Here is a 14,971-nt window from a genome sequence, read left to right as displayed (position 1 = left end):
TAAGTAGAATTTGTTTTAACTGCATGAGCAATTCAGTACAGGTTTGCGGGCTGCGGTAGTTTCGTCCAATCGTGTGACTGGAGTAGTATATGGTGCATTGAGCACCAGCTCAGGGTTCTCTTCTGCTTCCCGCGCAATATGAATCATAGTGTCGACAAAAGCATCAAGTGTTTCCTTACTTTCCGTTTCCGTGGGCTCGATCATGATGCACTCCTCTACATTCAGCGGAAAGTAAATTGTAGGTGGATGGTAGCCGAAATCAAGCAGCCGTTTGGCTACATCAAGCGTGCGCACTCCAAATTTTTTCAAGCCTCGCCCCGACATCACGAATTCGTGTTTGCAATGTCCAGGGTAGGGCAGATCAAAATGTGGAGCGAGCCGATGCATCATATAATTGGCATTGAGTACAGCGCATTCGGACACTCGCTTCAAGCCATCAGGACCGTAGCTGCGGATATAGGCATAGGCTCGGACGAGAATGCCGAAGTTTCCGTAAAAGGCTTTGACCCGCCCAATAGAATCTCCCTGCTCCCGATCCCAGCGGTACACACCCTGCGGATCACGTACGACAAACGGCTTGGGCAAATAGGGTATCAGCCGCTGCTTTACGCCGACGGGTCCAGCGCCAGGGCCGCCTCCACCGTGCGGAGTACTCATCGTTTTGTGCAAATTGAGATGCACCACATCGAAGCCCATGTCCCCGGGGCGGGTAATCCCCATGATGGCGTTGGAGTTTGCCCCGTCATAGTAGAGCAGACCACCTGCGTCATGCACGATCGCGGCAATGTCAGTAATTTGCTTCTCGAACAAGCCCAGCGTGTTCGGATTGGTCAGCATGAGCGCAGCGGTGTCGTTGCCTACCGCTTGGCGGAGCGCGTCCAGATCCACCAGCCCCTCAGGGGTGGAGGGAAGGGTGATTGTTTCGAAGCCCGCGACGGTTGCACTGGCGGGGTTCGTACCGTGCGAGGAATCCGGCACGAGCACCTTGGTACGTCGCTCACCACGTGCCTCGTGGTACGAGCGAATCATCATCAGCCCGGTCCATTCGCCATGGGCGCCAGCAGCGGGCTGGAGCGTGACGGCATCCATGCCGGTCAACGCAGCCAGATCGTTTTGGAGCGTATGCAGCAGCTCCATAGCCCCCTGGATGCTATTCTCCGGCTGATATGGATGAATTTTAGCGAAGCCTGCGTAACGGGCGACATCCTCATTCACTTTTGGATTGTATTTCATCGTACACGAGCCAAGCGGATAAAATCCGTTGTCGACGCCGAAGTTGCGCTGGGACAGGGCGGTATAATGGCGAATAACATCTACTTCGTATACCTCGGGTAATGCCGCAGGTTCGCTGCGCAGCGCATAATCCGGCAAAAGCTCTGCCACCGGGCGACGAGGAACGTCGCACTCGGGAAGGGAATAAGCGATGCGACCCGGACGGCTCAATTCAAAAATGAGCGCTTGATCGTGTTCCTTCAACAGCTCTTGTTTCTGGTCCGGTCCGGTGTGTGTCATAGCAATCCCTCCAAGGTGTGTACAAATTGGTCGATCTCTTCTTTGGTTCTTTGCTCCGTCACGGCAATCAGCATGTGACCCGCAAGTTCCGGATAGTCCCGGCCCAAATCATAGCCTGCGATAAATCCAGCAGCTAGCAGATTGTCCTGAAGTTTGCTCACATCCGTACCTTCAGGCAGCCTAAGGGCAAACTCGTTAAAGGTCGGTGCGTGAAATGAGGCAGTTACGCCTTTCAAGCTCAGCAATTGTTCTAACGCATAGCGGCTTTTATGCAAATTCAGCTCGGCTACTTCCTGGATGCCCTGTCTCCCCATGACGGACAAGTACACAGATGCAGATAATGCAAGCAACGCTTGATTGGAGCAAATGTTAGACGTGGCCTTTTCGCGGCGGATATGCTGTTCCCGCGCTTGCAAGGTCAGCACGAAGCCGCGTTTGCCGTTACGGTCTGTGGTTTGGCCTACGATACGCCCAGGGATACGACGCATATGTGCCTGAGAAACGGCAAAGTAACCGCAGGTCGGACCGCCGAGGGAGGACGAGATCCCAAGCGGCTGCGCGTCTCCTACAACAATATCCGCGCCCTGCTTACCGGGCGCCTCCAGCAAGCCAAGTGCCAATGGGTTGGCACTGACGACCATTAGCCCCTTGTGTGCATGGATCAGGTCAGCCATCGGCTTCAGATTTTCCACGGCTCCAAAAAAGTTGGGGCTTTGGATCAAGACAGCCGCCGTCTGTTCCGATACGGCCGCGGCAAGCGCATCGACATCCGTTACGCCGTCCGAACAGCCGATCTCCACGATGTCCAAGTCCAATCCGCGCGCATAGGCTGCCAATACCTGGCGTGCCTCTGGATGGACAGACCTTGATACGATAAGCTGTTTACGGCGCGTGGCTGCGGCGGCCAGTGAGCCCGCTTCCGCCAGAGCTGTCGCTCCATCGTACATGCTGGCATTCGCTACTGCCATGCCTGTCAATTCGCAAATATACGACTGGAATTCAAAAATGGCTTGCAGCTCGCCCTGGCTTACTTCCGGCTGATAGGGGGTGTAGGCTGTGTAAAATTCGGAACGTGAGGTGATGTGCTGAATGACGGACGGAATATGATGATCATAAATACCTGCACCAAGAAAGCTGGCATGTGTATCTGTATTGGCATTGTGCCCGGCCAGCTCGGCCATGTGGCGAGTTAAGGCTCTTTCGTTGAGCCGAGAGGAAAGAGGGAGTTCCCCTTGATATCGAATGGCCTCTGGAATGTCACTGAATAAATCATCAATGGATGATACGCCCACCACACGCAGCATTTCGGTTTGATCTTGTTCGGTCATGGGGAGATAGCGATGCTGCTTCATAAGTTCTGGCTCCTTTCGAAAAGCAAAATTTAGATAGTAAATTAGCTAATACATAATCGTAGTTGGAAAATCCAGAATTTCGTATCTGACATGATCATTTTTTTGAAATGAAGAGGATTTAGGATCAGCGTGGCCGTTTATAAAAGGGGGCTGCGACCACTTCCGCACGCAGGCGTTTACCTCGAATTTCGACCTCTAACGGTGTAGATAGGGTGCTAAAACGACTGTCCACCAGGGCTAGCCCCAAATTACGCTTCAAGGTGGGCGATTGAGTCCCCGTTGTGACCTCACCAATGTGTTGGCCTTCCGCGAAGACTGGATAATGAGCGCGCGGGATACCGCGGTCAATCATTTCCAGCCCGATCAACTTGCGAGGAATTCCTTGTTCTTTCTGGTGTTGCAGTGCTTCCCTGCCGATAAAATCTCCTTTATTCAGCTTGACGAAGAAACCTAAACCAGCCTCAAGCGGTGAAATGGTGGCAGATAACTCCTGTCCGTACAGCGGCAGCCGTGCCTCAAACCGCAGTGTATCGCGAGCACCAAGCCCAGCGGGAATTAGCCCATACGATTCACCGCAACGAAGCAAACCATTCCACACGGTGGGTGCTTCCTCAGCAGGTATATAAAATTCAAAACCGTCTTCCCCGGTATATCCGGTTCGGGAGACGAGTGCTTTTGCTCCGAACAATTGCACGTTCTCATGGAATCGGAAGGATGCGAGATTCGTAATATCTGCATCTGTCACGGCTGCGGCAATATGTGCTGCTTCCGGTCCTTGTAATGCTAGCAATGCGATCGCATCAGACACATTCTCCAGATGAACCGATGCAGGTACGTGGCGCATGAGCCAATCCCAATCTTTGTCGATGTTGGAGGCATTCACAACGAGCATGTAGCGCTCTGGTCCTTTGCAGTATACAAGCAAGTCATCCACTACGCCTCCATCGGGGTAACACAGGAGTGAATATTGTGCTTGGCCCGGTTCCAACTGGCTGACATCATTCGTGGTTACCCGTTGCAAAAAAGCCTCGGCTTCTTTGCCCTCAACCAAAAACTCGCCCATGTGCGAGACATCGAATAAACCCGCGCGTTGCCGGACGGCCTCATGCTCTTTTTGGATGCCGCTAAACTGAACGGGAAGCTCCCACCCGCCAAAGTCAATACAACGAACCCCGGGCTGCGTCCCGTAGGACGGAAATAATGGTGTTCTTCGCAAATTAGACATTTTTTCACTCCTATCCAGTGTAATCGGCTAAACAAAAAAGACAGGCTGAAAGAAACGTATAGACGGCAGTCCATACTCTTCTTTCAGCTCTGTCCTTGATACCAGAAAGTTACCCCGGTGTGAACCAGGTTTCCCCTTGGGTGATCCGCTCTAATCGCGAATGCTCTCCAGAGATGCGTCCGGCAGAGGTCCTTTTGCCTGAGAGATTCACCTGCAATGCAAGTTTACTCCTTCGGCGCTACCTTTTGGATCAACGGTAGGTTACCCGGTTTTGCAGGTAACAACTTGATCCGAGTTCGCGTGCACAACTGTCTCAGAAACGACAACAGCTATGCGAATCTTTTGGGTAGTCTCTCCCTCCGCGTTCATCCGCGTTTGCAGTTGTCGGGGTATTTCCAAAAGCATTTGCTATAACCCATTAATACGCAAATCCATTCAAAATGTCAATAAAAATGTCATATAAAACAATCCAAAAAACATTTAATATATAAATAAGGATATGTAAGCGTTTGTTTCAAGTTACCATTTTTTAATATTCTATGCTATATGAGATAACATGAAGTATTTTTGTTAGTATTATTGACATGAGTGTTCATGTTGTCATAATCTTAACCTGTCTAATACAGGTGATTAAAAGCATTTTATTCATGTGGAAGTGAGGCGAAAGCAGGATGAGTGAAGTGAAACGGGAACTTTGGTATACAGACGAACATGAGTGGGTTCAGCGTACAGTAGACGGGACGTTGCGGATCGGCATTACAGACTTTGCACAGCATCAACTGGGTGATATTGTTTTTGTGGAATTACCTGGGGCGGGAGCAACGATTGAACAGGGGGCAGAGATTGGTACAATTGAATCGGTGAAGACCGTATCCGACCTTTTTGCTCCGGTGGCGGGAACCGTATTGAAAGTAAATGAAGCTCTGGAAAGCACACCTGAGCTGGTGAATGAATCTCCCTATGAAAAGGGTTGGATGATCGAAGTAGAGATGGGCAATGATGTCGAGGAAGCTCTGAGCAAGCTGCTGTCTGCGGATCAGTACGAGAAGTTGATTTCGGATGAACAATAATGAGCAATATAAGATGGAATATTAGCGCTTTATTCTAAATTTTTATATGGATATTAAATTGAATAAAAGCATCGTTAGTCCGCTCGTTTTGTGTATAAAATAGTCGCTATGACCTGACATGGCGGCTATTTTTTTGTTGTCTTTTAGAAGACGTAATTACGTCGATTTATTAGATTTAGAGGTGAGCTCCTCTATATAAGGTGCAGATTTACAGCACTGTTTTTTCGACTAATTTCCATTGTTATCGGTCATATTAAGAAGAATTATGCAGGTATAATACGTTGTCCGTTATTTTAAATTTAAATGTTGTCATCAACGTTCATGACGAAAGTACGTTTTCATTTCGTTGATGAAGATAGCGCTGTCATTTAGTATGAATTTTAAGAAAAGGTAGTGATGCTATTTACTCACAAGGAGGATATGAATATGAGCACAGTGGACACAAAGTCCAGTTCAAGCGGTGGCGCTCGTGTCGCCGTCCAACGTTTTGGCCGTTTTCTCAGCGGTATGGTGATGCCGAATATGGGAGCCTTTATTGCGTGGGGATTAATTACAGCACTCTTTATTCCGACCGGGTGGTTCCCGAATGAGGGTTTTGCACAACTGGTTGATCCGATGAAAAATTATTTGCTGCCGCTGCTGATTGGTTATACAGGGGGCACGATGATTCACGGACAGCGTGGAGGTGTGATCGGTGCCATCATGACGATGGGTGTCATAGTAGGAGCCGATATCCCGATGTTCCTGGGCGCGATGGTAGCTGGTCCACTGGCTGCGTGGATATTGAAGAAGTTCGACAAGGCCATTGAAGGCAAAGTCAGATCAGGCTTTGAAATGCTGGTCAATAATTTTTCGGCCGGGATTATCGGTGCCATTCTAGCACTGCTTGCCCATGTGGCGATCGGCCCGGTTGTACAAATGATCAGTCAAGTGTTGTCGGCAGGGGTACAGTTCCTCGTGAACGCGGGGCTATTGCCGCTTGTCAACCTCATTATTGAGCCCGGAAAAGTATTATTTTTAAACAACGCGCTGAATCACGGAGTATTGAGTCCGATTGCGTTGGAGGAAGCTGCAAGAACAGGCAAATCCGTACTGTTCATGCTGGAATCCAACCCTGGGCCGGGGCTTGGTATTTTGCTGGCCTACTGTCTGTTCGGTAAAGGCTCTGCGAAGTCGTCAGCTCCTGGCGCAGTCATCATTCATTTTTTCGGCGGGATTCATGAAATTTATTTCCCTTATATTTTGATGAAGCCGATTCTGATTCTTGCAGCTATAGCTGGCGGTGTTGTGGGAACCTTCTGTTTCATGTTGACAGGTGCCGGACTGGTTGCTGCTCCTTCACCGGGTAGTATCATCGCCTATTTTCTAATGACGCCAAAAGGTGGATATTTGCCAATGCTGAGCGGGGTGATCGCTGCTGCGGTCGTATCCTTTGCTGTTGCAGCAGTGTTACTCAAGACAGGTAAGCAACAAGAAGAGGGGCTGGAGGAAGCTGCATCTCGCCTGAAAGATATGAAAAATCAAAGCAAGAGTGCCAGTGCTAACGCCACTGTAATGGAAGATAACCACGAATCTGATCGTGCTGCCGAGATTGTCGCAGATCGAACGCTCAAGGATAAATCCGAAGTGAACAAGATTGTCTTTTCCTGTGATGCAGGTATGGGTTCAAGCGCGATGGGTGCCTCGATTTTACGCAAAAAAATGAAGCAGGCGGGCGTAGGCGTAACAGTTACGAATACGGCAATCAGTGAAATTCCACAGGATGCGGATATTGTCATTACGCAAAAAACGTTGACAGACCGGGCTAAAACAGTAGTCCCGAATGCTGAACACATTTCCATTGACAATTTTCTGAAGAGTCCTGAATACGAAGCGCTGGTTGAACGTCTGAAATCCGATTCTTAATCCCCATCATAGTCAGGCGGACTGTATGCAGTGTACGTCTCCTGCTGGAGGGATGAGCTTGGGAAGGAACGGTATGCGCTTATGAATATTACGAAACGACAACGTGACATCGTGGAATATCTTCTGGAGCAGTCCAAAGAGGTTACTGCCGGGGAAATTGCCACGAAGATCAATGTCAGCACAAGGACGGTTCATCGGGAACTGGGCGCAGTCGAGCATTGGCTGGCAACTCATGAGGTGAAGCTGGAGAAAAAGTCAGGGATTGGTATCTGTATAGATGCAGACCCAGCTCAGCTTGTATGCCTGCGAAAGCAATTGCTGTATACGAATCCAGACGAATATTCGGCTGAGGAGAGAAAGATCGTGGTTCTCTGCATGCTGCTGGATACACGGGAGCCGATCAAGCTGCTGGCGCTGGCTTCAGATCTGAAAGTCACGGTAACTACGGTCAGTCATGATCTGGACGAATTACAAGACTGGATCGGAGATCGAGGGCTCGTGCTTGTCCGCAGACGGGGATATGGTGTCGAGATTACCGGACGGGAGATAGACAAAAGACGGGCGATTTCCGAGCTGGCCCTCGAACATTTGGATGAATCTGATCTGTTTTCCAGCCAGGGAGAGGTTCGTTCTGTGACCCGTGTCTCCGACAAATTGCTGGAGATGATTGGCAGAGGGAACTTGCTGATCGTGGAAAAGGCCCTCTGGCAGCCCCATGAAAAGTGGCTGGAAAACATGGTGGAAAGCAAATATATGGAGTTGCTGATTCAGATTTGCGTTTCGCTGGCACGTCTACGACTCGGGTATGTTATGGATCCTCTTCTCTCCTATTTAAAAACAGATTCGGATGAGAATATCATTCTGCGTACAGCTATGGTAGAACGCATATGCGCAGAATTGTCAGCGGCGCTGGATATTAACTTTCCGGACCCGGAACGATCTTATTTCAGGCTGCTGTTCCGTGATGCCGAGGATCATTCTACCCGGCTGCTGCCGCTCGATGATCTTGTACTGCTGGAGTCGGTTCATGAGTTGATTCGTCGTGTGGAGGAAGAAACAGGCACGCCATTGGAAGAGGACCGTGTTCTGCGTGAAGGACTGATTGCCCATATGGCTCCGGTATTCAAACGTTTGAAGGAAGGCAAGTCGATTCGTAATCCCCTCCTTCAGCAAATCCGCAAGGATTACAGCAGCTTATTCGACTCAGTGAAAAAGGCTGCGGCGGACATGACAGAAATGAAAGTCCCTGATGAAGAGATCGGATTTCTCGTCATGCATTTCGGCGCTTCGCTGGAGCGGCTGCGACAATTGCGGCGGGAGGTGCGGGCCATCGTAGTCTGCACGAGCGGCATTGGTTCATCCAGACTTCTGGCAACAAGGCTCGCCAAAGAGCTGCCACAGATCAAAATTGTGGATAGGGCCTCATGGTACGAGGCGGCGCGGATCCCCAAGGAGGATTATGATCTGATCATTTCGACAGTAGAGCTACCGCTTGAACCAGATCGCTATCTTAAGATCAGCCCGCTGCTGACGCAGGAGGAGAGTGATCGCCTGCGTCAATTTATCCAGCATATTACACTCAATCATCCTGATGACCATCAGCAGGAACAGGTTGTTCAGCCCGGTCAGGACATGGAGTGGCTTACCGGTCTGCGGAAAAGTCTCGATGAAATTGTACACATTGTACAGCAATTTCAAGTGTACCCGCTGGAAAATCAGGAGATGGATATGGCGGCGACCGTAGAGGCTATATGCATGTTGGAGGCGGGGCGGGGGAATGTTACAGAGCCTTCTGCGGTTGCTGCACAACTCATGGAAAGAGAGCGCCAAGGTAGTCAGGTGATCTCTGATACCTCCATTGCTTTAGTTCATACGCGTAGCCACTATATTCGCAAACCTTCGCTTACCTTGTATAAGCTGGCAGAGCCGCTGTTGGCGGATACAGGCGAACAGGTAGAATGCGTGCTGCTCATGTTGGGACCTCGTGAGCTGCCGAGAGAAAGCTTGGAGGTATTGAGCGAGATTAGTGCATTACTCTTGCAGGAAGACATGGTTACGCTACTGGAACACGGTAGCAGGGATCATATTGTCAATTATATATCGAGTGAGCTAGCTGGATTTTTCCACAGTAAATTAGGGACAGGGAGGAACCTACCGTGAGTATTATGACGATAGACAAAGTAAAAATGAATGCAACCGCCAAAGACAAATATGAGGCGATTCGTATGGCTGGACAAATCCTGCTGGATGCAGGACATATTTCAAGTGAGTACATTGACAAGATGCTGGAACGCGAGGAGATCGTGTCCACCTATATCGGGAACGGGCTGGCTATTCCACATGGCACCAAGGAATCCAAGACGCTTATTCAATCCACAGGCATTTCCATCGTCCAGTTTCCGCAAGGCGTAGATTTTGGGGGAGAAAAAGCATACATGGTAATCGGCATTGCAGCACAAGGCGGCGATCATATGGAGATTTTGACGAGTATCGCTGTGGTGTGTGCGGAGGAAGAAAATATGGATAAACTTCGCAATGCGGTGACCCCACAGGAAATTATAGATCTGTTCGAAAGTGAGCTGGAGCTATGAGAGCCGTCCACTTTGGAGCAGGAAATATCGGTCGCGGCTTTATCGGATTGATTCTGTCGCGTGCAGGCTATGAGGTTGTTTTTTCAGATGTCAACGACACCCTTGTATCCGAGTTACGCCGTCGTAAACAATACACCGTAGAATTAGCCAATGATACAAAGGATACGGAGCTGGTCACGAATGTGACGGCGATTGACGGCAAGGATGCAGCGGCTGTAGCCGATGCAGTAGACCACGCAGATCTGGTAACGACCGCGGTAGGGGTCAGCATCCTCAAGCACATAGCAGCAGGTATTGCGGAAGGAATCAAGCGGCGGGTAGAGAGAGGAGCGAGGCCGCTGCATGTGATTGCCTGTGAAAATGCAATCGGAGGCAGTGCGCAACTGAAAGAGCATGTTTTTGCGCTATTGGATGAGGCGACCCGTGCCAAGGCTGAGGCTTCGGTGTATTTTCCAAATGCTGCCGTAGACCGGATTGTGCCGATCCAGCAACACGAGGACCCGTTACATGTGCAGGTAGAGCCTTTTTATGAGTGGGTGGTGGATCGTTCGCAAATGGCATCTGAGCATGAAGAAATCGAAGGTATCCTGTACGTGCAGGATCTAGAGCCTTACATTGAACGAAAGCTGTTCACGGTAAATACGGGACATTGCGTGGCAGCTTATCTTGGTTATACCGCAGGTTATGCTACCATTCAGGAGGCCATGAAGGATAGCAAGGTGGTGGATTCGATACAAGGGTCACTGGAGGAAACGGGAGCGGTGCTTGTGAAGCGCTTCGGTTTGGATCAAGAGGAGCATAGGAAGTACATCTCTAAAATTTTGGATCGCTTCCGCAACCCTAATCTAATAGACGATGTTACTCGGGTCGGACGTTCACCATTACGCAAGCTGTCTCCCAATGACCGTCTTGTACGTCCCGCGCTCCAAGCGCAGGAGTATGGCATTCCGACGGATCATCTGGCGTTAGGAATGGCTGCTGCCTGTAAATTTGATATTACGGAAGACCCCGAGGCAGTCGAGCTTCAGCAGGTGATCCGCAACGAAGGGCTGGGTGTGGCGCTGACGCGTTATACTTCCATAACCGCAGACCACCCGTTACATCGGCAGATATTGGAGCAATATGATATTATAAATTCATAAAACAACGTATTACTAACATTAGATTTCGATAATCCTCTTGAAGACAAAGCATCCACATCAACACTAGCGTGTTCTGTAGAGATGTGCTTCAAGAGGATTTTTATATGCGTGATTTACATCACATAACAACCTGCTTAAATTGTTTATATTGATAATGATTATCATTATCTATAAAATGAAATCATTACTATTATAACTATTAGGGAGGATTATAGTGAAACCGATCTATATTACCTTAGGGTTTTTATTTTTGGCGCTTGGAGTTATTGGTGTAGTGCTACCATTGCTACCGACTACACCGTTTCTGCTGCTCGCGACCTTTTTCTTTATGCGGGGGTCCGAAAGGATTCACCAGTGGTTTTCGAATACCTCCCTGTACCAAAAGCATCTAGAGAGTTTTGTTCAAACAAGGTCGTTGAAGCTGTCTACGAAAATCACGACATTGGGCTTAGCGTCAACGATGCTGATTATAGGCTTTATTTTCACCCCTAATGTGTGGGGCAAAACGCTCATCGTCTTGGTCATCCTTTTTAAATATTATTACTTTATATTCCGAATCGGAACAGTGAGAAACGCTGCAGCAAAAATAACACCATCATCTTCACCTGCACCTACTCCAAAAAAAGAGTCTAAAATGGTCGACAGCCGTCTGCTCGGTCTAGTGGAACATTCTCGAAAATATATCGTATGGGGTGTGCTTGTGCAGTGGATCGGTCTTTTGGGGAGTATAGCCGCTGTGTTGTCTATGGCCTTTGTTATGCAGCAGGCATGGGAAGGACAAGTGACTCGCAAGCTGATTCTATCTATGACGGTCATTGTTATTGCTGCTATTGCAGTTCGCTGCCTGAGCAATTATGCAGCCAGTATGTTATCCTATCGTGCTTCGGTAAATGCTAAAAAAACGCTGCGCTCGCAAATTTACAGCAAGTTGCTGAAGATAGGGCCCGCATATACAGATCATACCTCCACCTCGGGGGTTATTCAGGTTGCTGTAGAAGGGGTAGAGCAGCTTGAAACCTATTTCGGTAGATATATGCCTCAGCTATTTTACAGTCTGCTTGCCCCCGTAACGTTATTCATTACCCTCTCTTTTGTCAGATTCAAAGCAGCCATTATACTATTGATCTGCGTTCCCTTAATTCCAGTGTCGATCATTGTCATTATGAGGATGGCTAAAAAGCTTTTTCGGAAATATTGGGGTAGTTACGTCAATTTGGGCCACAGCTTTTTGGAGAATGTGCAAGGTCTGACTACGCTCAAAATGTACGGAACAGACCAGGATAAACATCAGGAAATGAACACAGCAGCTGAAGATTTTCGCAAAATGACGATGAAAGTGCTGACTATGCAGCTTAACTCCGTGGCCATTATGGATCTTATCGCATTTGGTGGTGCCGCTGCGGGTGTACTGGTCGCGGTAAGCGAATATTCTTCTGGACGAATTGGCTTGGCAGGAGCAATCATCATTGTTTTGCTGTCGGCAGAATTTTTTATTCCTCTGCGTCTTCTGGGTTCTTACTTTCATATCGCCATGAACGGAATGGCTGCAAGTGACAAAATATTCCAAATGTTGAGCACAGAGGACCTTATCCAAGGACAAAAAAGCATAGAAACCACAGATATTCGTCTGGAACAGGTGAGTTTCGCCTACGACGAAAGAGATACCTTACGAAATGTATCCATGGATATTCCCCAGGGCAGCTTTGTATCCATTGTTGGGGAATCAGGCTCTGGTAAAAGTACGGTAGCCGGATTGATTGTTGGGCATCACGAGGGGTATCGAGGAAGCCTGACGATTGGAGGAACCGAGCTTACCGATATTTCGGAAGAAAGCCGCATGCGTCATATGACCTGGATCGGTTTTAACAGCTATATTTTTAAAGGCACCGTGGAAGCAAATTTAAAAATGGGCAATGAGCACGCGGATGAGCAACACATGCTGGAAGCTTTGCGACAAGTGAAGCTGTATGATTTTATCCTCTCAGAAGGAGGTCTGGAAGCAGAACTGGAAGAGCAGGGAGCCAATCTGTCAGGAGGACAGCGCCAGAGGCTAGCACTAGCCAGAGCATTGCTACATGATAGTCGTGTCTACATTTTTGACGAGGCCACCTCTAACATTGACAGTGAAAGTGAGGAAGGCATTATGGAGGTTATACATGCGCTGGCAGGTCAAAAAACAGTGATTCTTATCTCTCACAGACTGGAAAACGTAGTCCAATCCGACTGTATCTATGTGCTGCAAAACGGTTTGGTGGCAGAATCCGGGACGCACCATGAGCTGTTGAGCCAGCAGGGGCATTATGCGGAGATGTATCTCAGTCAACACCGGGTAGAGCAGTTTGGAAAAGGAGGGGCTGTATATGCGTAGACACGGATTACGGATCATGGGCCAATTATTGGTACTGGCGGGACCTCTTTTACCTGTGCTGCTCATCACGATTGTTACAGGAGTGCTTGGTTTTGTTTGTGCTATTGGCATTATAGTGTTTGGAGCCCTGGCTCTGCTTACAGCAACGGGCATCACGACAGGCTACACCCTATCGTTTTTGCTGACAACGATCGTGGTTTGCGCCGTACTGCGCGGGGTATTCCGTTATGGCGAGCAAATGAGTGGTCACTATCTCGCTTTCAAGCTGCTGGCTGTACTACGTGACAAGATGCTTCAAGCCCTGCGAAGACTCGCTCCAGCCAAATTGGAAGGCAAGGACAAGGGAAATCTGATCTCACTCATTACAAGTGATATTGAGTTGCTGGAAGTATTTTATGCGCATACGATAGCTCCTGTTATGATTGGCATCATCACCTCACTGCTCATGGTGTTTTTTATCGGTTCTTATGAGCCTCTGCTAGGCTGGCTTGCTGCGCTTGCTTACCTAACTGTCGGTTTATTTATTCCTCTGCTCACGTCACGTATGGGCAAGCGTCAGGGGATGGAATACCGCAGCAGCTTTGGCAAGCTGAGCAGTTATTTTTTGGACAGCTTACGGGGGATGAAGGAAATTGTGCAATATGGACAAGGAGAACAACGTTTGAATGAGATTAACCGTCGTACGGATCAGTTGGATGCCAAGCAGAAGGACTTGAAGCATCATGAAGGCATCACAAGAGCCATCACAGATGCGGCTGTAGTTGGATTCTCATTCTTGATGCTGCTGGCTGGATTGTACGGTATGTCTAATGGTCAGGTTGACTTTACAGGTATGCTGATTTCTGTCATTGCCCTGTTTAGTTCATTTGGTCCGGTCATCGCACTAAGCAATCTGTCCAACAATTTGCTTCAAACGCTGGCGAGCGGGGAACGAGTGTTGAGTCTATTGGAGGAAACTCCGGAGGTAGAGGAAAATATCGACGGGATGAGTGTCGCCTTTACTGGGGCACGAGTAGACAAGGTGACTTTTTCATACGATGGTCAAACGGTGCTGAATGATGTAAGTCTCATGATACCGCATCAGCGGATTTTAGGCATTCAGGGTAAAAGCGGCTCTGGCAAGTCTACACTGCTAAAGTTGCTGATGCGATTTAGGGACCCGCAGCAAGGTGCAATTTTGCTATCCGGACACGATCTGAAGGAAATTGGGACCCGACATTTGAAAGGCTTACAGAGCTATGTCGACCAGCATACGTTCCTGTTTGATGATTCCATTGCAGCTAATATCAAAATCGGAAAGCATGATGCTACACATGAGCAGATTGTGGAAGCAGCGCGTAAGGCATCCGTGCACGATTTTATTATGACCTTGCCTCAAGGGTATGACAGCCGAGTTGGAGAATTAGGGGACAGGCTGTCTGGTGGAGAACGTCAACGCTTGGGGCTGGCCAGAGCCTTTGTCCATGATGCGCCTCTCTTACTGCTCGACGAGCCTACCAGCAATTTGGACAGCCTGAACGAGGCCATTATTTTAAAATCGTTAAAGGAACAGCAGCAAGATAAAACGATTGTCCTTGTTTCGCACCGAAGTTCTACCATGCGGATTGCTGATGATATTTTTCAAATGGATAATCGAAGACTGTCCTGACTTTTCTAACTATTGTTATATCCTAAGGGCAAAAGTTGTAGCCTGTTCATGGTATTGTCATAAAATGGAGTGTGTGTTGAAATGGAAGCGTCATCCTTATTTAAATCATCCAGCTTTTCAAGCTTGTCTTATTTTGTTAGCCTATTAGGTGAAGATTT

At 48.5% G+C, this 14,971-nt stretch carries 10 protein-coding genes and 1 riboswitch; of the genes, 7 read left to right on the top strand and 3 right to left on the bottom strand.

Going from position 1 to position 14,971, the window contains the following annotated elements:
- Positions 1–15 precede the first annotated feature (15 nt).
- The 3 genes from gcvPB to gcvT all read right to left on the bottom strand — a co-directional run bounded on the left by gcvPB (position 16) and on the right by gcvT (position 4,089).
- Positions 16–1,512 (bottom strand): aminomethyl-transferring glycine dehydrogenase subunit GcvPB, encoded by a 1,497-nt coding sequence (gene gcvPB, locus MHH57_RS18450; RefSeq protein ID WP_342425133.1) that lies wholly within the window; start codon positions 1,510–1,512, stop codon positions 16–18.
- Positions 1,509–2,864 (bottom strand): aminomethyl-transferring glycine dehydrogenase subunit GcvPA, encoded by a 1,356-nt coding sequence (gcvPA, locus tag MHH57_RS18445; RefSeq protein ID WP_342434384.1) that lies wholly within the window; start codon positions 2,862–2,864, stop codon positions 1,509–1,511. Before gcvPA ends, gcvPB begins: the two co-directional genes overlap by 4 nt.
- A gap of 124 nt (positions 2,865–2,988) precedes the next feature.
- A complete protein-coding gene (gene gcvT, locus MHH57_RS18440; protein WP_342434383.1) occupies positions 2,989–4,089 on the bottom strand; it encodes a glycine cleavage system aminomethyltransferase GcvT in 1,101 nt (366 codons plus the stop codon).
- A 176-nt stretch (positions 4,090–4,265) separates the two neighbouring features.
- Positions 4,266–4,458, bottom strand: a riboswitch (glycine riboswitch).
- 302 nt (positions 4,459–4,760) lie between these two features.
- On the opposite strand from gcvT, the gene gcvH reads away from it, so the two are divergent.
- The 7 genes from gcvH (at position 4,761) to MHH57_RS18405 (ending at position 14,813) form a co-directional block, all read left to right on the top strand.
- Positions 4,761–5,159, top strand: coding sequence for a glycine cleavage system protein GcvH (gcvH, locus tag MHH57_RS18435; protein WP_342434382.1), 399 nt, complete (start codon positions 4,761–4,763; stop codon positions 5,157–5,159).
- Positions 5,160–5,585: 426 nt separating this feature from the next.
- A complete protein-coding gene (locus tag MHH57_RS18430; protein WP_342434381.1) occupies positions 5,586–7,064 on the top strand; it encodes a PTS mannitol transporter subunit IICB in 1,479 nt (492 codons plus the stop codon).
- Positions 7,065–7,145: 81 nt separating this feature from the next.
- Entirely contained in the window at positions 7,146–9,224 is a 2,079-nt protein-coding gene (locus tag MHH57_RS18425) for a BglG family transcription antiterminator (RefSeq protein WP_342434380.1), read from the top strand.
- Positions 9,221–9,655: a PTS sugar transporter subunit IIA gene (locus MHH57_RS18420; protein ID WP_069012487.1), complete on the top strand. Its 435-nt coding sequence runs from the start codon at positions 9,221–9,223 to the stop codon at positions 9,653–9,655. Before MHH57_RS18425 ends, MHH57_RS18420 begins: the two co-directional genes overlap by 4 nt.
- Complete coding sequence (locus MHH57_RS18415) at positions 9,652–10,797, top strand: mannitol-1-phosphate 5-dehydrogenase (protein ID WP_069012488.1); 1,146 nt, start codon at positions 9,652–9,654, stop codon at positions 10,795–10,797. The genes MHH57_RS18420 and MHH57_RS18415 overlap by 4 nt, the downstream gene beginning before the upstream one ends.
- A 214-nt stretch (positions 10,798–11,011) precedes the next feature.
- Positions 11,012–13,165, top strand: a complete 2,154-nt coding sequence (locus MHH57_RS18410) for a DUF454 family protein (protein WP_342434379.1) — start codon at positions 11,012–11,014, stop codon at positions 13,163–13,165.
- Positions 13,158–14,813, top strand: a complete 1,656-nt coding sequence (locus tag MHH57_RS18405; protein ID WP_342434378.1) for an ABC transporter ATP-binding protein — start codon at positions 13,158–13,160, stop codon at positions 14,811–14,813. The genes MHH57_RS18410 and MHH57_RS18405 overlap by 8 nt, the downstream gene beginning before the upstream one ends.
- Positions 14,814–14,971: the final 158 nt, after the last annotated feature.

Origin of the sequence: Paenibacillus sp. FSL H7-0442 (assembly GCF_038593105.1) — a bacterium.
In the GTDB taxonomy this organism is placed as follows: Bacteria; Bacillota; Bacilli; order Paenibacillales; family Paenibacillaceae; genus Paenibacillus; species Paenibacillus polymyxa_D.
Note: the sequence above shows the minus strand (reverse complement) of the source record. Positions and strands in the feature narration are given on the sequence as shown.